At 67.8% G+C, this 16370-nt stretch carries 20 protein-coding genes and 1 pseudogene; 10 read left to right on the top strand and 11 right to left on the bottom strand.

All coding sequences use genetic code 11. The features are described from left to right. Positions 1–390: 390 nt before the first annotated feature. Both H5411_RS10765 and H5411_RS10760 read right to left on the bottom strand, forming a co-directional pair. Complete coding sequence (locus H5411_RS10765) at positions 391–612, bottom strand: RNA-binding S4 domain-containing protein (RefSeq protein ID WP_167441932.1); 222 nt, start codon at positions 610–612, stop codon at positions 391–393. 13 nt (positions 613–625) lie between these two features. After that, positions 626–1375: a trypsin-like serine peptidase gene (locus H5411_RS10760; protein WP_183123697.1), complete on the bottom strand. Its 750-nt coding sequence runs from the start codon at positions 1373–1375 to the stop codon at positions 626–628. A gap of 66 nt (positions 1376–1441) precedes the next feature. Here H5411_RS10760 and H5411_RS10755 point away from each other — a divergent pair, with 66 nt between their 5' ends. Continuing rightward, positions 1442–2278 carry an SDR family NAD(P)-dependent oxidoreductase gene (locus H5411_RS10755; RefSeq protein ID WP_183123696.1) on the top strand — a complete coding sequence of 279 codons (837 nt, stop codon included), beginning with the start codon at positions 1442–1444 and terminating at the stop codon, positions 2276–2278. Between the two features lie 121 nt (positions 2279–2399). Next, positions 2400–3056 carry a hypothetical protein gene (locus tag H5411_RS10750; protein ID WP_183123695.1) on the top strand — a complete coding sequence of 219 codons (657 nt, stop codon included), beginning with the start codon at positions 2400–2402 and terminating at the stop codon, positions 3054–3056. A gap of 129 nt (positions 3057–3185) precedes the next feature. Here the strand turns inward: H5411_RS10750 and H5411_RS10745 are convergent, their stop codons facing one another. Together H5411_RS10745 and H5411_RS10740 are read right to left on the bottom strand one after the other, a co-directional pair. Next, positions 3186–3842 (bottom strand): response regulator, encoded by a 657-nt coding sequence (locus H5411_RS10745; protein WP_183123694.1) that lies wholly within the window; start codon positions 3840–3842, stop codon positions 3186–3188. Next, positions 3839–5458, bottom strand: coding sequence for a sensor histidine kinase (locus tag H5411_RS10740; RefSeq protein WP_376772117.1), 1620 nt, complete (start codon positions 5456–5458; stop codon positions 3839–3841). Before H5411_RS10740 ends, H5411_RS10745 begins: the two co-directional genes overlap by 4 nt. A 157-nt stretch (positions 5459–5615) precedes the next feature. On the opposite strand from H5411_RS10740, the gene H5411_RS10735 reads away from it, so the two are divergent. The 4 genes from H5411_RS10735 (at position 5616) to H5411_RS10720 (ending at position 9263) form a co-directional block, all read left to right on the top strand. Further along, positions 5616–6419 (top strand): ABC transporter ATP-binding protein, encoded by an 804-nt coding sequence (locus H5411_RS10735; protein WP_183123693.1) that lies wholly within the window; start codon positions 5616–5618, stop codon positions 6417–6419. Next, positions 6409–7293 carry an ABC transporter permease gene (locus tag H5411_RS10730; RefSeq protein ID WP_183123692.1) on the top strand — a complete coding sequence of 295 codons (885 nt, stop codon included), beginning with the start codon at positions 6409–6411 and terminating at the stop codon, positions 7291–7293. The genes H5411_RS10735 and H5411_RS10730 overlap by 11 nt, the downstream gene beginning before the upstream one ends. A 1-nt stretch (position 7294) precedes the next feature. Beyond that, positions 7295–8350 (top strand): ABC transporter substrate-binding protein, encoded by a 1056-nt coding sequence (locus H5411_RS10725; RefSeq protein WP_183123691.1) that lies wholly within the window; start codon positions 7295–7297, stop codon positions 8348–8350. Positions 8351–8549: 199 nt separating this feature from the next. Next, on the top strand, positions 8550–9263 hold the full coding sequence (locus H5411_RS10720; RefSeq protein ID WP_101436480.1) for a G1 family glutamic endopeptidase: 714 nt from the start codon (positions 8550–8552) through the stop codon (positions 9261–9263). A gap of 52 nt (positions 9264–9315) precedes the next feature. Here H5411_RS10720 and H5411_RS10715 read toward each other — a convergent pair whose 3' ends face one another. From H5411_RS10715 to H5411_RS10705, 3 genes and pseudogenes are all read right to left on the bottom strand, one after another. Continuing rightward, positions 9316–9636: an antibiotic biosynthesis monooxygenase family protein gene (locus H5411_RS10715; protein ID WP_183123690.1), complete on the bottom strand. Its 321-nt coding sequence runs from the start codon at positions 9634–9636 to the stop codon at positions 9316–9318. A 43-nt stretch (positions 9637–9679) separates the two neighbouring features. Continuing rightward, the gene (locus H5411_RS10710; RefSeq protein ID WP_101436478.1) at positions 9680–10354 is read right to left on the bottom strand and encodes a DUF1345 domain-containing protein; all 675 of its coding nucleotides are present in this window, start codon (positions 10352–10354) and stop codon (positions 9680–9682) included. Positions 10355–10390: 36 nt separating this feature from the next. Next, a pseudogene (locus H5411_RS10705) lies at positions 10391–10555 on the bottom strand (response regulator transcription factor); the annotation flags it as partial. A 51-nt stretch (positions 10556–10606) separates the two neighbouring features. Here H5411_RS10705 and H5411_RS48910 point away from each other — a divergent pair. Next, positions 10607–10849, top strand: a complete 243-nt coding sequence (locus tag H5411_RS48910; RefSeq protein ID WP_244194988.1) for a hypothetical protein — start codon at positions 10607–10609, stop codon at positions 10847–10849. Further along, a complete protein-coding gene (locus H5411_RS48905; protein ID WP_244194941.1) occupies positions 10819–11244 on the top strand; it encodes a hypothetical protein in 426 nt (141 codons plus the stop codon). Before H5411_RS48910 ends, H5411_RS48905 begins: the two co-directional genes overlap by 31 nt. On the opposite strand, the gene H5411_RS10695 is transcribed toward H5411_RS48905, so the two are convergent. After that, entirely contained in the window at positions 11166–11573 is a 408-nt protein-coding gene (locus H5411_RS10695; RefSeq protein WP_183123689.1) for an SsgA family sporulation/cell division regulator, read from the bottom strand. The two genes, H5411_RS48905 and H5411_RS10695, sit on opposite strands and share 79 nt — an antisense overlap. 165 nt (positions 11574–11738) lie before the next feature. After that, positions 11739–12209, bottom strand: a complete 471-nt coding sequence (locus H5411_RS10690) for an Lrp/AsnC family transcriptional regulator (protein WP_101436476.1) — start codon at positions 12207–12209, stop codon at positions 11739–11741. 203 nt (positions 12210–12412) lie between these two features. On the opposite strand from H5411_RS10690, the gene H5411_RS10685 reads away from it, so the two are divergent. After that, positions 12413–13411, top strand: a complete 999-nt coding sequence (locus tag H5411_RS10685; protein ID WP_101436475.1) for a beta-ketoacyl-ACP synthase III — start codon at positions 12413–12415, stop codon at positions 13409–13411. 28 nt (positions 13412–13439) lie between these two features. On the opposite strand, the gene H5411_RS10680 is transcribed toward H5411_RS10685, so the two are convergent. Then, a complete protein-coding gene (locus H5411_RS10680; protein WP_101440897.1) occupies positions 13440–14912 on the bottom strand; it encodes an adenylate/guanylate cyclase domain-containing protein in 1473 nt (490 codons plus the stop codon). 89 nt (positions 14913–15001) lie between these two features. Between H5411_RS10680 and H5411_RS10675 the strand changes: the two genes are divergently transcribed. Then, positions 15002–15490 carry an FBP domain-containing protein gene (locus H5411_RS10675; protein ID WP_101436474.1) on the top strand — a complete coding sequence of 163 codons (489 nt, stop codon included), beginning with the start codon at positions 15002–15004 and terminating at the stop codon, positions 15488–15490. A 66-nt stretch (positions 15491–15556) separates the two neighbouring features. Here the strand turns inward: H5411_RS10675 and H5411_RS10670 are convergent, their stop codons facing one another. Then, the gene (locus H5411_RS10670) at positions 15557–16369 is read right to left on the bottom strand and encodes a class I SAM-dependent methyltransferase (RefSeq protein ID WP_183123688.1); all 813 of its coding nucleotides are present in this window, start codon (positions 16367–16369) and stop codon (positions 15557–15559) included. Position 16370 lies beyond the last annotated feature (1 nt).

The following is a 16370-nucleotide window of genomic DNA, read 5'->3' as shown; positions in this document are numbered from 1 at the left end:
CGGGGGTGCTTGTCAAGGCGGGGAAGATGCCTTGACAAGCACCCCCGAACCGCAGAGGAGGCTTCGTATCGGGGTGCGGGGGAGGGGCTGGGTGCCTCGATGGTTTGGGTGCGCGGGTTGCGGATCGGTGGTGGGGGGCGCGCGGCTCGGGGGCCTGGACGTGTTGGGTGTGGGGCTGCGGTTTTGTGGTGGGCGCGCGACTTGGGTGAGTGGTTGCGTGGGTTCGCGGGTGCCGGTTTAGCGCCCCACTGAGGTTTTCGGTGCAGGTGACGCACCGAATGCCGCCTTGGGTGCATCGCGGCGGCGGCGGGCGCGGCGGCGTGCCGTGAGGGGAACCCTGAGGGAATCAGAGTCTGTGAAGGTTCCCCTCACGAACGTTGGGCCCGGAAGTCAGCGGGCCAGGGAGACGCGGGCTTTCTCGGTTCCGACCGCGACGATGTCGCCGTCTGCTAGTTGGCGGCCTCGGCGGGTTTCGACTTCGCCGTTGACCGTGACTTCTTCCGCGTCGATCAGGTCTTTCGCGTGCGAGCCGTTGTCCGCGAGGTCGGCCAGTTTCAGGAATTGGCCCAGCCGGATCGGTTCCCCGGTGATCGGGACGTCGCGCGTGCTCATGGGCCGCATCATGTCACGGCATTGTGGTTGCCCGGTTGTACAGATCGGCGATCTGGTCGTCGAAATAGCTCGAGTACGAGATGTCGTCGGTGTTTCCGCCTGCCTCGTAGCCGCCGATCACGCCGACTACCGTGCCGTTTTTCGTGTCCGGTGCGGGGTCCGCTACCAGCGGGCTGCCGCTCGTGCCGGTCGCGAAGCCGGGGCAGTCGAGGCGCATTTGGTGGTCGTCCTGCTGCTGGGTGTGCGTTTCGCAGGTGGCGACCTCGTCGACGCCGTCCGGGTAGCCGGCCACGGTCACCTGGCGGGCGAAGGGGCCGTTCGTGCCGAGTTGGTTCGCTCCGGTCACTGCTTCGAGGGGTTCCGGGGAACCGTCCTGACGCGCGGTCGCGAAACCGACATCCAGGTTCGGATCAGACGAATCGATCCATCCTTGCGCGACCAGTTCGTTCCCGACCTGCCAGTATCCGTACGGCGCGACGCCGTCGTGGAAACCGGGCGCGAAGGTGATATTGGACAGGTAGCCTCCGCTTTCGCCGTCGTGGATGCAGTGTGCGGCGGTGAGCAGTTCGTCCCCGCGCGGGCTGTGCACGACGCTTGCCGTGCAGTAATGCGAACCGTCGACGAACAGCGCGCCGATGGCCGCGTGGATCGGCTTCGCCGGGGTCGACGGCGCGACCGCCGGTTCCGCTGCGTGCTGAGCGCACGCCACGATGGTCCCGCTCGCACTCATCAGTGCGAACAGCCCGATCACCGTGCGCCGCATGCCACCTCCTGTACTGGTCTTCGTCACTAGTATCAGAGTGAGCGGTGAGACCAGGGTGGGGAGACGATGAAGGACTTCTCGAACAAAGTCGCAGTGATCACCGGAGCGGGCTCGGGCATCGGCCGGGCGCTGGCCCTCGAACTCGCGTTGCACGGCGCGCTCCTCGAGCTGTCCGATGTCGACTCCGAAGGCCTCGACGGCACCGTGCGCGAAGCCGGCGAACGCGGTGCCAAGGTGCGGGGTCATTCCCTCGACGTGGCCGACCGGGCTGCCGTCCTCGCCCACGCCGAGGACGTCGTGCGGGAGCACGGCCGGGTCAACCTCGTCGTCAACAACGCCGGGGTGGCGCTGGGCGCGACTGTCGAGGACATGACGTTCGAGGACTTCGACTGGCTGCTCGGCATCAACCTCGGCGGTGTCGTGAACGGCACGAAGGCATTCCTGCCGCACCTCATCGACTCCAGAGACGGCTACGTCGTCAATATCTCCAGCGTGTTCGGATTCGTCGGAGTGCCTACGCAGAGTGCGTACAACGCGGCGAAGTTCGCCGTTCGCGGATTCACCGAGTCGCTGCGCGAAGAAATGCTCGCGGCACGGCATCCGGTCGGCGTCAGCTGCGTGCATCCGGGCGGGATCAAGACCAACATCGCCCGCAACGCCCGCGGCGGAGCGGCCGGCGACCAAGCCAAGGCGGCGGCCGGATTCGAGAAAATCGCCCTTACCACACCGAAGAAAGCGGCCGAGACCATCCTGCGCGGCGTGCGCAGGCGGTCCGCGCGGATCCTCATCGGACCGGACGCGTACGTGATCGACGCGATCCCGCGCGTGCTCGGTTCGGCATACCAGCGTCCGCTCGCGGTTTTGGCGCGCCAGGGACTCAAGCGCGTCGAGCGGAACGGATAACCCGCCGCGACCGTCCGCATTCTTGATCACTCGATAGAGTTGCATTTTCGCCGAGCACCTCGGAAATGCCGCAGAATGCTCCGAGTCCACTCGTGTGTCCGCACCCCGGAGGTAGCCCTCGATGCTGCGCCTTGCCGAGCGCCGACTGGCCGCGCCCGCTGACCGGGCCTCCGGGGAACTGGTCGACCGCACCGGCATCATCGCCGCGAGCCTGCCGCGCGAGCCGCGCCCGCAGGACGAGGCCGCGGTCGAGACGAGCTGCGAATCGACCCAGCAGATCCCGGTGATCGCCGGATGCGCGCCCGCCGAGGAACGCCCGCGCGCGGTGGCGTCGCGGCGGCGGGCCCGGGTGTGGGTCGGCGCCGGGCTGGCAGTGCTCCTGGTCGGACTCGGCTGGCTGGCCGGCGGGTTCTTCACCGGCTCGCTCCCCGGCCAGACCGCGGACGACGCCGTCGCGCAGGCCGAGCAGCGCCTTCCGATCGCGGAGCAGCAGGTCCCGGTTCCGTCGACGATCGCACCGCCGGTGACGCAGACCGCGCCGCCGGTCACGGTGTACGTCCCGGTGCCCACGCAGCAGACCCCGGTGCGGCGGCACAACCCGGTCCACCCGACCACGCCGCGTACGACGGCGGCTCCGGAAACCCAGGAACAGGCCGACCCGCGTGCGGACCTCGGGACGCCCGCTCCGACCAAGACCCCGTCGCGGGCGGGCATCGACCAGTTCCTCGACTGGAAGCCGTGGCTCGACGCCGCGCAGCGGATGGCTGGCGGGCGCTGAGAGGTCATCGGGCAGGGCAGCGCGCCGACCGACGGCCAGCCGACCTGAAGGACAGCAGTGTCACCGGCATCGGCAAGCAAGAACTGCGGTTGGCCGATTCCTTGCTGGCTGGAGGCACTGACCGCGGGGTCAGCCGATCCAAGCGTATTCGTGTTCCGGTCGCCCAGTCGCGCCGTAGCGAAGGCGCATTTCCACTGCTCCCGACTCCGCCAGCGCGGTCAGATAACGCTGCGCGGTAGCGCGGGCCATGCCGAGTTCGCGAGCCACTTCGGCGGCGGACAGCGGGGTCGGGGAACCGCGCAGCCGCTCTGACACCAGGCGAGCCGTCGCGCTCGACTGGCCTTTCGGCGTCGCGGCGCGGTCCTGGTCATGGAGAGCGCGGAAAGCCCGGTCCACGTCGTCCTGGGACAGCGGACGTTCGGTCGTGACCAGACCGCGGTACCGGGCGTACGACGTGAGCCGTTCCGACAATTGCCGCGTCGTGAACGGCTTGATCAGATAGTTCAACGCACCCGCGCGGATCGCGGCGGAGATCGACGCGGCATCGGTAGCGGCGGACAACACGATGGTGTCCGTCTTCAGGTCGGGCAGGACGGAAAGTCCGGACTCATCCGGCAAATAGACGTCCAGCAAGACCAGGTCCGGGGCCAGTTCCCGCACGCGGGCACGGGCTTCGGCGGCAGTGTGCGCCACCCCGGCGACAGTGAATCCCGGTACCTCCGACACGAATCCCGCGTGCACGCCGGCGACGCGGAAGTCGTCGTCCACGATCAGGGTGCGGATCATGCGTCGGTCTCCTCGGGTCGGTCCAGCAGTCCGGGAAGTTTCGCGACGAACAACGCGCCGGTCGTCGCGTCGCCGGGGTCGGCGAGCCACACGTCACCGTCGCGGGCTCGGGCGGCTTGGCGGGCCAAGGCCAGTCCCAGACCGTGGCCGGGACTGAGCTTTGTGGACACTCCTTCGTCGAAAAGCTTGTCCCGTAAGGCCGCGTCGATTCCCGGGCCACTGTCTACAACGGACACATGCAAAGTGGAGTCATCGGCAAGCAGGCCGACTTCGACCCACGCGGGCCGGCGCGGGCCCATGCGCGCGGCGTGCAGGGCGTTGTCGACCAGGTTGCCGATTACCGTGCCCGCGGCGATCGGATCGGTTACTGAAGCGGGGACCCAGGCGTCGTCGGCCAATCGGAGCTCAATGCCTTTTTCCTGTGCCTGCTCGGTTTTCGCGACCAGCAAGGCTTGCAGGTATGGATCGACGACCCGGTCGTCGAGCGGTTCCGCACGCGAGGCGGTGGTTTCGGTGAGGGTCTGCAGGTATTCCTCGGCTTCGGCGTGGTGGCCCAGCTGCAGCAGACCGGACAGCGTGTGCAGGCGATTCGCGAACTCGTGCCGTTGCGCGCGCAGGCCGTCGGACAGCGAGCGGATGCCGTCGAGTTCGCGGGTGAGAGTGTCGAGGTCGGTGCGGTCGCGGAACGTCAGCACGGTGCCCAGCGCGTGTTCTTCCCGGTGCACGGCACGGGAATTGATTACCAGGACCCGGTTTCCGGCGACGGCCAGGAGGTTGTCCACTGGGCGTCCTTCGGACACGGCCTGGTGCACTCGCGGGGACAGGCCCAGTGCCTCCAGCGGCGCGCCGACGGGGAGCGGGGTGCCGAGGAGCCGTTCGGCTTCGTCGTTGCGGACGGTCACCCGATGTTCCGCGTCGACCGCCAGGACACCTTCGCCGATGCCGTGCAGGACGGCTTCGTGTTCGTAGAGCAGCTCGGTCAGTTCGTGGGGTTCGAGGCCATGGGTTACGCGGCGCAGACGGCGGTTGAGCAGGGCGGATGCGCCAGCGCCGATCAGAAGGGCGCCGCCGCCAAAGACCATCGTCAGGATGAACCATCGGTTGAAGTCGCCGGTCAGCTCACCGATGCGGTAGCCGACGCTCACCTCGCCGATGACCCGGGAGCCCTGCTTGATCGGGGTCTTGCTGCGCACGGACGGTCCCAAGGTGCCCGCGTTGAACTCGCTCACCACGTCGTTGCCCGCGATCACTTCCTCCCACGGCGTGCTCACCTGCTTGCCGACCATCTCGGGCGTTGGATGGGCCAGCCGGATGCCGTGATCGTCCGTGATGACCACGAACAGCAGCGCGTCGTCGGTCTGCGTCACTGCTTCGACTCGCTGCTGAAGGTCCGGGCTCGGTTTCCGGGAAGCCGCACCGGCGATCACCACCGGCTCCGTGGCCACGGATTTCGCGATCGCCAAGGCTCGCTCGCCGTACTGTTCGGTCAGGGTCGTGCGCAGGAGCGAGCTGACCAGCGCGACGCCGAGGCCCACGACGAGGACCACCACGCCGATCTGCAACAGCAGCACCTGACGGGTGAACCGCATCCGCGGAAAGAGCGCCCACTTCGGCATGCCAGGCAACATACCCCCAGCTCAGCGCTGTGCGCTAAACGAGCAAAACGTGGAGAACGCGCAGAGCGCACGCAGAACGTCGACAAGCTTCTCCGCCGGGAAACGCGCTCTTAACCTGCGTCGAGCGAGTCCCCACCGTGACGAAGGAGTCACCTCGATGGCCCCACTCATCGAACTGATCGGCGCCACCAAAAGGTTCCCGAGCGGATCAGGTTCTGTCCACACCGCAGTCCGCGAGCTGACCATGACCGTCGAACCGGGGGAGTTCGTCGCCGTGGTCGGGCCGACCGGATGCGGCAAATCCACCACGTTGTCGCTGGTCTCCGGGTTGCAGCCGCCGTCGGCGGGCCGGGTCGTCGTGCACGGCTCCGACGTGAAGTCGATTCCGGACGGCGTCGGCTACATGTTCCAGACCGACGCGGTGATGCCGTGGCGTTCGGTGCTGGACAACGTCGCGTCCGGACCGCGCTTCCGCGGCGCGTTCAAAGAGGACGCCCGGAAGAAGGCGGCCGACTGGATCGCCCGCGTCGGGCTGGCCGGATTCGAGAAGTACTACCCGCACCAGCTTTCCGGCGGTATGCGCAAGCGCGTCGCGTTGGCGCAGACGCTGGTCACCGAGCCGAAAATCCTGCTGATGGACGAGCCGTTCTCCGCGCTCGACGTCCAGACTCGCGCGCTGATGCAGGACGAGTTGCTCCGGCTGTGGTCCGGCACCGGCGCCGCGGTGATCTTCGTGACGCACGACCTCGACGAGGCCATCGCGTTGGCGGACAAGGTAGTCGTGCTGACCACCAGCCCGGCGACGGTCAAGGACGTGTTCGAGGTTCCGCTGGAACGGCCGCGCAAGGTGGAAGACCTGCGACTGACCGAGGAATTCCGCAAGATCTACTCCGACATCTGGGAATCGCTGCGCGGCGAGGTCGACAAGGCCCGCCAGAAGGGAGCGACCGGTGTCGCTTGATCTGACTGTCGGCCCGTCCAACCCGAATCCTCAGATCGAGGACGAGGCAAGCATTCTCGCGCGGCAGAAGACCCGCACGGCCGCGCGTAGGCGCAACATCTGGTTGCTGCGCCTGGCGATCGTCGTGGTGTGGCTCGGCAGCTGGGAGCTCGCCGGGCGGTTCTGGATCGACCCGTTCTTCTATTCGATGCCGTCGAAAATCTGGGAACGACTTACCGAATGGTTCATCACCGGAACTGATTTCGGCTCCATTTGGTACCAGATACTGGTCACCGTGGAGGAAGCTGTTCTCGGGTTCGTGATCGGCGCGGCACTCGGCGTTCTGCTCGGCGTGGTGCTCGGGCGCAGCCAGTACCTCTCGGACGTGCTGGCTCCTTTTATCAAGGCAGCCAACGCGTTGCCGCGTATCGTGCTCGCCGCGCTGTTCGTGATCTGGTTCGGCCTCGGCATGTCCTCGAAGGTCGCGACGGTCGTCGTACTGGTGTTCTTCGCGGTGTTCTTCAACGCTTTCACCGGTGCTCGCGAGGTGGACCGCAACCTGATCGACAACGCTCGCATCCTCGGCGCGACTCGCTGGCAGGTGCTGAAGTCGATCGTGCTGCCCAGCGCGACGTCGTGGATTCTTTCGTCGCTGCACGTGGCGTTCGGGTTCGCGTTGATCGGCGCGGTCGTCGGCGAGTACACCGGTGCCAAGGCGGGCATGGGCTTCCTGATCGCCAACGCGCAGGGCACCTTCGACACTGCCGGGGTCTACGCGGGCATGCTGATCATCACCGTGGTCGCGCTGCTGGCCGAGTGGGGAATCAGCACGTTGGAATCGAGGCTGCTGCGCTGGCGTCCGCAGGTCTCGGCCCAGGCGAGCCAGGGGATCTGACATGCGGCTGAAAAGGACACTCGCGGTCGCGGCGGCCGCATTGGTGACCGTTGCCGGGGTGACCGCCTGCCGGGACTCCCGGGAGATCGACCTCGGCACCAGCGGGCGGCCGCACATCAAGATCATGGTCGGCGGACTGTCCAAAGTGATCTATCTGCCGGGGCAGCTCGCGAAGCAGCTGGGCGAGTACCAGAAGCAGGGGCTGGACGTCGAACTGTTCGACCAGCCGTCCGGGGCCAACGCGGAAACGTCGCTGCTGGCCGGGGAAGTGCAGGGGGTGATCGGGTTCTACGACCACACGATCGACCTGCAGGCCAAGGACCAGTGCATCACGAGTGTGGTGCAGTTCGCGAATGTGCCCGGGGAAGCGGAAATGGTCGCGACCTCGAAGGCTCCGCACATCAAATCCGGCGCGGACTTCCGCGGAAAGAACCTCGGCGTCACGTCGCTCGGCTCGTCGACCGACTTTCTCACCAAGGCGCTCGCCAGCCGCGGCGGCGTCGGCAGCAAGGACTACACGCCGGTGAAGGTCGGGGCTGGGCAGACGTTTATCTCGGCCCTGCAACAAGGTTCGATCGACGCGGGCATGACGACCGATCCGACCATCGCGCAGCTGACCAACACTGGGCAGGCGAAGGTCTTGTACGACATGCGCACGCCGGAAGGCACGCGCGCGGCGCTGGGCGGGTTGTATCCGGCGAGTTCGCTGTACATGAGCTGCGAAATCGTGAAACGCTATCCGGACGTCGTGCAGAAACTCGCCAACGCGTACGTGGATTCGCTGAAGTGGCTTTCCACGCACACCGCGGAGCAGGTGGCCGATCTGATGCCGCCGTCGTTCGCGGGCGGGGACAAGGCGTTGTACGTCAAGTCGCTCAAGGACAGTCTGCCGATGTTCACCAAGGACGGCCGGATGGACCCGTCCGGCGCGCAGAACGTGCTGAAGGTGCTGGGTGCGTCGTCCAGCAACGTGAAGCCGAAAAAGGACAAGATCGATTTGTCCCAGACGTACACCACCCAGTTCGTGGACGCCGCGCACGCCCGTACGGCGCGGTAGTCCACTTCGGAAGGAGTCCGTGCCGGCCCGCTGCCTCCCCCGGCGGGCGGGCACGGACTTCCGGGTACAGACCGGAGAATCGGGACATTTGGTGAACCATTCCCCAGATGTGAATACCCTTCGAAAGTAGCTACCAACTCGGGCGGGCGAAATTCAACACTGGTACGCGCAGGCACTCCCGTGACCAGATTGGATGCCCATGAGTTCACGATCCTTCCCGCGTCCCCTCGGATTGCTGGCGGTCGGCGCGTTCGCGGCCGCGACCCTCGTCGCCGGCGCGGGAGCCGGGCCCGTCACGTTCGGCAAGCACTTCCACGGGAACCACTACTCCGGCGGAAACTGGGGCGGCTACGTCAGTTTCGGCAGTTTCACCACCGCGACGGCTGGCTGGACCGAACCGGCGGCGACCTGCAAATCCAGCAACGACCTGTTCGCGCCGTGGGTGGGCATCGACGGCGACGGATCGTCCTCTGTGGAGCAAACCGGCGTCGCGACCGATTGTTCCAGCGGCAGCCCGCAATACCAGGCGTGGTACGAAATGTACCCGGCCGCACCGGTGTACTACTCGGCGAGCGAGGCACCGGTGAAGGCGGGTGACCACATCACCGCGACTGTCACGCGTAGCAACAGCAGCTACAAACTCGACTTGAAGAACGACACGCAGGGCTGGACGAAGACGACCACGCAGTCGTTGAACGCGAAGCACTCGTCGGCGGAAGCGATCATCGAATCGCCGTCTGATTCCTATCCGACGATCAACGGCGGCGTGAAGTTCGACGGGGTCAAGTTCGACGGCAAGAACCTCGCCGACACGAGCCCGCAGGGCCTCAACGCGGACGACGGCGGCAGCGCCACATGGGTCCCCGGCCCGATCGGTTCGGACGGCCAAAGCTTCACCATGAACCGGCAGTAGCCAAAAGTCTGTGCGGGAGCCCCGAGGGAAGCAGAGTCCCTCGGGGCTCCCCTCATGGACGTTCGAAGCGGTAGGCGCGTTCGACCCGGGACACCTGGACATCGAAGGAGCGGTACCACTCGGCGCGGCCGTGGTTGCGGGTTTCGGTGTGCTCCAGGTTGGTGCGCCACGCGGCGATGGAGTCCTCGTCCTGCCAATACGACACGGTGATGCCGAGCCCGGATTCGTCGCGGACGGAGTTCTGGCCGAGGTAGCCGGGCTGTTTCGCGGCGAGTTCGGACATGTAGGCGGCGCGCTCGGCGTAGCCGCGGTCCCCGTCGGTGCGCAGGGACGTGAAGATCACCGCGTAGTAGGGCGGTTCGGGAAGCTCCATGGCCGGAGATATACCTGGCGGACGCGGGCGAGGCCAGTGGGTTTCAGCCCTGGAGGCCGTTGACCGCCCAGGCGAACACCATCAGCGCGAGCAGCAGCGAGATCCCGGCCTGGACCATCATGGTCATCTTGGCCCAGATCCGCAGCGGCATGACGTCGGTCGGGCTGAACGCGGTGGCGTTGGTGAACGACGTGTAGAGGTAGTCCAGGTAGCGCGGTTCCCATTCCGCCTTGGCCATCGACGGGTCGCTCATCTGCGGAAACTGCAGGTCGGGGAAGTCCGCGCGGCCTGCCGCGCGCCGGGCCGGGCCGCCGCGGTCGAACTCCCAGTACCAGAGCGAGAAGACGACGATGTTGGTCCAGTAGACGACCACGCCGCTGATCAGCACCTGTACCGCGTGCCCGCGTTGCGCGCCTCGTGCGATCTCGATCACCAGCTGCACCGCGGACGCGCCGTTGAGTACGCTGACGACGGCCAGCGCGGCCAGCGCCACCATGCGCTCGATGATGTTGAACTCGGTGAGCCGCCCGGGATTGAGGAACAGCAGCGCGATGATCAGCACGGCGGTCAGCGCGGGCAGCAGCCACCACGGGTGCAGCACCATCTCGTCGGGCAAGGCCAGCTGCAGGGCGAGGGTTCCGATGACAACGGCCGCCGCGGGCCACCGGGTCTCGCCTTTCGTCGCCCGCCGCCAGGCAGGCACTTGTTCGTCAGCCACCCGAACACGGTAGGGCCCGGTGCGATGAGATGCCCGTTAGCGCGACGGAAGGTTCGGCAGTTTTCTGGTCACATCCGTGCGGCTTCGCGCACCTAGCTTCCGAAGCACCTTCGCCACGTGCTGCTCCACCGTGCGCGGTGACAGGAACAGGCCGTCGGCAATCTGTCGGTTTGTCCGACCCTTTGCGAGCATCTCGGCGATCGTCGCCTGGCCGCCGGCGCCGCCCCGCTCAACCCCGGCCTGGTCCCGGCCATGCAGCGCGACCTCGGCCTCACCCACAACCAGGCGCTCGCCCGGCTCGCGAACGAGGAGACCGCGAGCAAGATCGGCGCGGCACCGGAGAAGTCTCTCGGCCAACGCGTCAGCGGCACGAGCTTCAACGCGGCCACCGGCAAGGCCGTCGTCTCGGTGACCGACGCGGTGCCGGTCGACCAGGCGCGCCGAAGTCCGTCACCGGCTGGGGCATCGACACCGCGAGCAACCGGATCAGCCTGACTGTCCTCAAGGGACAGCGCGGCGCGGCGGAGCAGTTCGTCCGCCAGTCCGGTGTGGACACTGCGGCAGTGGCCGTGACGGAAACCTCGGCCGTGCCGAAGGCGCACTACAACGTGCTCGGCGGGGACGCGTACTACATCGGCAGCTCGTCCGGCTGCTCGGTAGGATTCTCGCTGAGCGCTGTCGGCGACTGGCAGCACGCTCGTGCGCGGGTGATTGTCCGTCCCCACGGTCCACATGCGACAAGGGCGGCTCGAGTGCCTCCAGCGCACTCGAACCGCCCTTGTCCGCATTGCCGCGGGATCGGCAGGTCTTCTCACACGTTGCTGATCTCCTCGATCAGCCCGTCGATGTCGAAGTGCTCGCTCTCGGCTCCGAGCGGCACCAGCTCGTAGGAAGATTCGAGGAACGCCTGCAGGTCGGCGCGTTCCAGCTCGAACGACGCGTAGCCGTCGGGCGATTCGATTTCCAGCGTCAGCAAAGCCTCGTCCTCGGACAGGTCCGGCCGGATGCGCACGTCGCCGATCCCGGTCGGCTCGTCCAGCCCGGTCACGAGCAGGTCTCGGGCGAACGTCCACTCGATCCACCGGCCGCGCTCGGTCCGGAACGCCACGGTGACCGCGTAGGGCTCCGCCACGTGGAAGGAGAGGCGGGACAGCACCGGCGTAGTGCTCTCGTTCAGCAGTACGAACTGGGTCTGGTGTACGGCGTCGGTGGTGTGCACGGCTGCTCCTGGTTTCCTCCGGTCGTTCGCGCCTCGCGAACTGGTCGGCAGGGAGATGATCGACTCGGGAGCACATGACGGCGTTCCGGCGACGTTCACGCGATCGGTTGCATCAGGACGCGAACACGTAACACCGGACACAGAACCCTTGCGTTTCCGCGCGCGTCAGGAAAGCGGCAGCGTGAGGCCCACTTTGACCCGGTCCATCGCCACGCTGGTGGTGAAATGCCGGACGTTGGGATTGTCGAAGAACATCCGCCGCGCGAAATTCTCGAACGCCGCCATGTCCGGGCAGGTGACCACGAGCACGAAGTCCGCGGTGCCGGTGACGTAGTAGCACTGCTGCACGCAGTCGTCGGCGAGGACCTGCGCGCGGAAGCCGTCGAGCACGGGCAGGCTCTCGCGCTCCATCTCGACCATGACGACGAACGTCATGTCCAGCCCGAGCGCGGCCGGGGACAGCACCGCGACCTCCTTCTCGATCACTCCGGCCTCGCGCAGCCGCTTGATCCGCCGCTGGACGGCCGCGGCGGACAGGCCGACTTTGGACCCGATGACCTCGGCGATCATGCGGGCGTCGGTCTGCAGGCAGGAGAGGATGGCGAGGTCAAGCTGGTCCAGGTCGGGAGTGCGCACGCTTCAGGCTAACTGGACGGACCGACAAAAAGCCTCGGGTTTACCACGCCGCCGTGACGCTGCGCGCAATACCTCCTATTGAGCGAATGTGGAAGAGGTCTCTCAGTGACGTGGAACACAACTGACCGGTCTACCCAGGGGTAGGCCATACAAGGGAGGCAACCGGCGACGTCCGCCAACAAGCCGGTCTGGGAGGTTCCGCCATGAGTGCCGTCCGGTCGCAGCATCGAGCCGCCGTCGTCGCCGGACTCGGCGGCGCGCTGCCCGAGCACGTGGTGACGAACCACGAGATCGCGGCTCGCCTGGACACCACCGACGAGTGGATCCGCACCCGCACCGGGATCCGGGAGCGCCGCCGGGTCGCGCCCGGCCAGTCCACAGTGGACCTCGCCGAGGAGGCGGGACGGGCGGCGCTCGGCCCGGACGGGCACGCGGACGCGGTCGTGCTCGCCACCTCCACCGCCGACCAGCTCTGCCCGGCCACCGCGCCGCAGGTGGCGGCCCGGCTCGGCCTCGGCACGGCGCTCGCGCTCGACGTCAACGCCGTGTGCAGCGGTTTCGTCTACGCGCTCGCGACCGCCGCCGGGTTCATCGCCGGCGGGATGGCCGAGCGGGTGCTGGTGATCGGTGCGGACGTCTTCACCTCGCTGGTCGACCCGGACGACCGCACCACGGTGCCGATCTTCGGCGACGGCGGCGGCGCGGTCCTGCTGCGCGCGGGCGAGCCCGGCGAACGCGGCGCGCTAGGCCCGTTCGACCTGCACAGCGAGGGCGAACTGGCCAAGCTGCTGTGGGTCGAGGCGGGCGGCGCGGCGCAGCGGGTGCCGGAGAACCCGAAGGACCGGTTCATGGTCATGCAGGGCACGGCCGTGTTCCGGCAGGCGTGCGCGCGGATGGCGGAATCCTCGCGCGCGGTGCTGGACCAGGCAGGCTGGATGGTCGGCGACGTCGACCGGTTCGTCGGGCACCAGGCGAACATCCGCATCCTGCAGGCGACCGCGAAGCAGCTCGGCATGCCGGCGGACGCGGTGGTGTCGAACATCGACCGGGTCGGCAACACCAGCGCGGCGTCGATCCCGCTGGCGCTCGCGGACGCGGTCGCCGACGGGACGCTGACGCCGGGGCACCGGGTCCTGTTGACCGCGTTCGGGGCCGGGCTGACCTGGGGTTCGACCGTGCTGACCTGGCCTGAGCTGTCGTAAGCGGCCATCCCGGTGAGAACCGACGGCGCTAGGTCGTCCAGGTCCGGGTCTCGCGGTGGCGGCCGCGTAGGTGGAGTTCGCCGTGCAGCCGCCAGTGTTCCCGTTCGCCGCCCAGTGCGGCTTTCACCGTCGTTTCGCTGGCGAGCACGCGCGACGGCACGGCTTTCGCGTGTTCGGTGAGCCGCGCGGCTTCGTTCACCGCGTCGCCGATCACCGTGTACTCAAGACGGCTCGACGCGCCGAGCTGCCCGGCGAACACCTGCCCGGTCGCGACACCAATCCCCAGGTCGAGCTCGCCTTCTGACATCACCGCGTCGCGGATTGCGCGGGCCGCGGCCAGAGCCATCGTCGGGCCGTCGGACAGCCGGGTCGGCGCACCGAAAACGCACAGCGCGGCGTCGCCCTGGAACTTGTTGACCAGCCCGCCCCGAGCGTCCACTGCGGACACCACGCTCGCGAAGAACCGGTTCAGCTTCTCGACCAATTCCTGCGGCGGAGTGCGCGAGGCGAGGGCTGTCGAGTCCACGACGTCCACGAACAGCGCGGTGACCTCGCGGACGTCACCGGAGAGCGACGCGCCGTATTCGAGCGCGTGCCGGGCGACGTCGGCACCGACGTGACGGCCGAACAGGTCGCGCATCCGGTCCTGTTCGCGCAGGCCGGCGGCGAGGTCGTTGACCGACGTCTGCAGCATCCCGATCTCGCTGGAATCGTCCACGTCGACGTGCACGTCCTTGCGTCCGCGGGCGATCGCGTCCAGGGCGATTCGCAGCCGGTGCAGCGGCGCGGCGACCGCGCGGGACAGGAGCGCGGTGCCGATCGCGCCGGTCGTCAGGCCGGTCACGGACAGCACGATCAGGCTCGCCGTCGGATTTCCGTGGCGGCCGAGGTCGGGCGGCGTGGTCACCAGCAGCACGCCGATCAGCGGCACACCGCTCGCCAGCACCCAGGTGACGACCAGCCGGGTCAGCACGGTGACCGGCAGCGAACCGCGTGGCGGCAGCACGTCGAGCGCCATCGTCATCACCGGACGCGCGACCCATTCCGCGGCCAGGTAGGTGAGGCCGACCGTGGTCAGCCCGCCGAGGCCGATGGTGAGCGCGATGCCCGCCGCGTCGCCGATCGAACCGAGGACGCCGGCCAGAATGCCCAGCGCGAGCGCGCCGATCAGCCAGAGGGTGCCGCTCACCACCGCCATGTCGAACGGCAGCCGCAGCGCGCGTTTCGCCTCGTCCGCGGTCGGCGGGCGGCCGATCGTGAACCACACCACGGTGCGGCGCTGCAGGTAAGCGGTCCAGAGCGTGCCGACGATCAAGGCGAGCGCGACCACCCCGGCCGCGGTGACGCCGAGCACCCAGCCGCGATCGTCGACGTCCGCCGGCAAACCCTGCAGGAGCAGCAGCAACGCGACGACTCCGGCACCGGCGACACTCGATCCGACACCGAGCGCGGCGAAGCCCAGACTGGTGCGCAGAACCAGGCGGAACCTCCCCGCGATCATCGTGCGCACCAGCAGATCGTATGGGGTGGCGGGCCCAGGAGCGAAAAAAGCCGTCGCGGCCGAGGCGCGGCGATGGTTAGCGTGGCGGCATGCAACCGCTCGACCCCGCCGAGATCCGCGCCTCGTTCGTCAACTGTTCCCGCGGGGAAGCCAAGTCCATCACGCTCCCCGCGGACATTCCGTGGGAGAAGCGCGACTTCCTCGGCTGGCGCGACGTGAAGGCGCCCGGCCGGGCGTACCTCGTCGTACCGCGCGGTGACGAGGTGATCGGTCTGTCGCTGCGGGCCGCGGCGCCGCCGAAATCGCGGCTGCGCAGCAACATCTGCGCGTTCTGCACCACGACGCATCCGCTCGCCGACATCACGCTGTTTTCCGCCCGGCTCGCCGGAAAAGCCGGCCGCGACGGCAACACGGTCGGTACGTATTTGTGCTCCGACCTGGCGTGCAGCGCGTACCTGCGCGGCGAGCTCAAGCCCGCGGTGCCGCAGCCGAAGGAGACGCTCTCGGAGGAGGAACGCGTCGAGCGGATGAACGAGAAGATCGGCCGGTTCGTCGCGCGGGTGCTGGAAACGCGGTAACCACCGTGCGGGTGCTGGTGACCGGGATGTCCGGAGTGGGCAAAAGCAGCCCGGTCGGTCAGGGATTCAGAACTCCCATTCGGCGATCCGGCCCATCCTGCGGATCGTCGGGAACAGCGCTGACGCGTGCAACGCCAAACGGGACGCGGTCGGGATCTTCGCCAGGGTTTCGTCGCTCGCCCAGTCGGTCGCGTCCAAACAGGACACCAGGCGGAGGCCGTAGCGTTCGAGTTCGTGCGGATCGTCGATGCCCCAATGCAAAGTCGCGCCCGCGCGGCGGACCACAGGGTTGATTCTCTGCGCCTTGATGCCGAGCGAACTGAAGAAATCGGCCACGATCCGGCCGGACGGGAACTTGCCGACGAGCCTGCGGACCAGTTCTGTCCCGGACTCCGCGGTGAGGTACATGGTGAGCCCCTCGGCCACGATCAGCGCCTCGCGGTCGCCGGGAACCTGGTCTAGCCAGCCGAAATCGGTGACCGACGAGCCGATCATCGAGTATCCGGGGCGCTCCGGGTAAATCCGGCTGCGGACGTCCACGACCTCGGGATAATCCACGTCGAACCAGACGACCGAGGGCGGCGGGTCGAGCCGGTACACGCGGGTGTCCATTCCGCAGCCGAGGTGCACGACGATCGCGTCCGAGTGTTCGGCGAGCCATTTGGCGGCCATCTCGTCGATCGCGCGCGCCCGGATCGCGACGGAGACCGCGGAGTTCTCGTTGACGCCGAGCTTGCGGAAGTCGTAGTCGATCTTTTTGACCGCCTCGTCGGCGGCGGTGTCGCCGAGGACGGGATCGGCCGCACGAGCGTCGAGCGCGCGGGCATACAGCGTGCCGAGGTTGGTCGCCTTCTCTTCGGTGAAGTGCACTTTCTCCACG

Source organism: Amycolatopsis echigonensis, assembly GCF_014174495.1.
Lineage (GTDB): Bacteria > Actinomycetota > Actinomycetes > Mycobacteriales > Pseudonocardiaceae > Amycolatopsis > Amycolatopsis echigonensis.
The sequence above is the reverse complement of the archived record's forward strand: the minus strand, read 5'-3'. Positions and strand labels throughout refer to the sequence as shown.

Excerpts from the sequence above, each read along its gene's own strand:
- H5411_RS10765 (WP_167441932.1), bottom strand. The coding sequence starts at position 612 with ATGAGCACGCGCGACGTCCCGATCACCGGGGAACCGATCCGGCTGGGC.
- H5411_RS10760 (WP_183123697.1), bottom strand. The coding sequence starts at position 1,375 with ATGCGGCGCACGGTGATCGGGCTGTTCGCACTGATGAGTGCGAGCGGG.
- H5411_RS10755 (WP_183123696.1), top strand. The coding sequence starts at position 1,442 with ATGAAGGACTTCTCGAACAAAGTCGCAGTGATCACCGGAGCGGGCTCG.
- H5411_RS10750 (WP_183123695.1), top strand. The coding sequence starts at position 2,400 with ATGCTGCGCCTTGCCGAGCGCCGACTGGCCGCGCCCGCTGACCGGGCC.
- H5411_RS10745 (WP_183123694.1), bottom strand. The coding sequence starts at position 3,842 with ATGATCCGCACCCTGATCGTGGACGACGACTTCCGCGTCGCCGGCGTG.
- H5411_RS10740 (WP_376772117.1), bottom strand. The coding sequence starts at position 5,458 with ATGCCGAAGTGGGCGCTCTTTCCGCGGATGCGGTTCACCCGTCAGGTG.
- H5411_RS10735 (WP_183123693.1), top strand. The coding sequence starts at position 5,616 with ATGGCCCCACTCATCGAACTGATCGGCGCCACCAAAAGGTTCCCGAGC.
- H5411_RS10725 (WP_183123691.1), top strand. The coding sequence starts at position 7,295 with ATGCGGCTGAAAAGGACACTCGCGGTCGCGGCGGCCGCATTGGTGACC.
- H5411_RS10720 (WP_101436480.1), top strand. The coding sequence starts at position 8,550 with ATGAGTTCACGATCCTTCCCGCGTCCCCTCGGATTGCTGGCGGTCGGC.
- H5411_RS10715 (WP_183123690.1), bottom strand. The coding sequence starts at position 9,636 with ATGGAGCTTCCCGAACCGCCCTACTACGCGGTGATCTTCACGTCCCTG.
- H5411_RS48910 (WP_244194988.1), top strand. The coding sequence starts at position 10,607 with ATGCAGCGCGACCTCGGCCTCACCCACAACCAGGCGCTCGCCCGGCTC.
- H5411_RS10685 (WP_101436475.1), top strand. The coding sequence starts at position 12,413 with ATGAGTGCCGTCCGGTCGCAGCATCGAGCCGCCGTCGTCGCCGGACTC.
- H5411_RS10680 (WP_101440897.1), bottom strand. The coding sequence starts at position 14,912 with ATGATCGCGGGGAGGTTCCGCCTGGTTCTGCGCACCAGTCTGGGCTTC.
- H5411_RS10675 (WP_101436474.1), top strand. The coding sequence starts at position 15,002 with ATGCAACCGCTCGACCCCGCCGAGATCCGCGCCTCGTTCGTCAACTGT.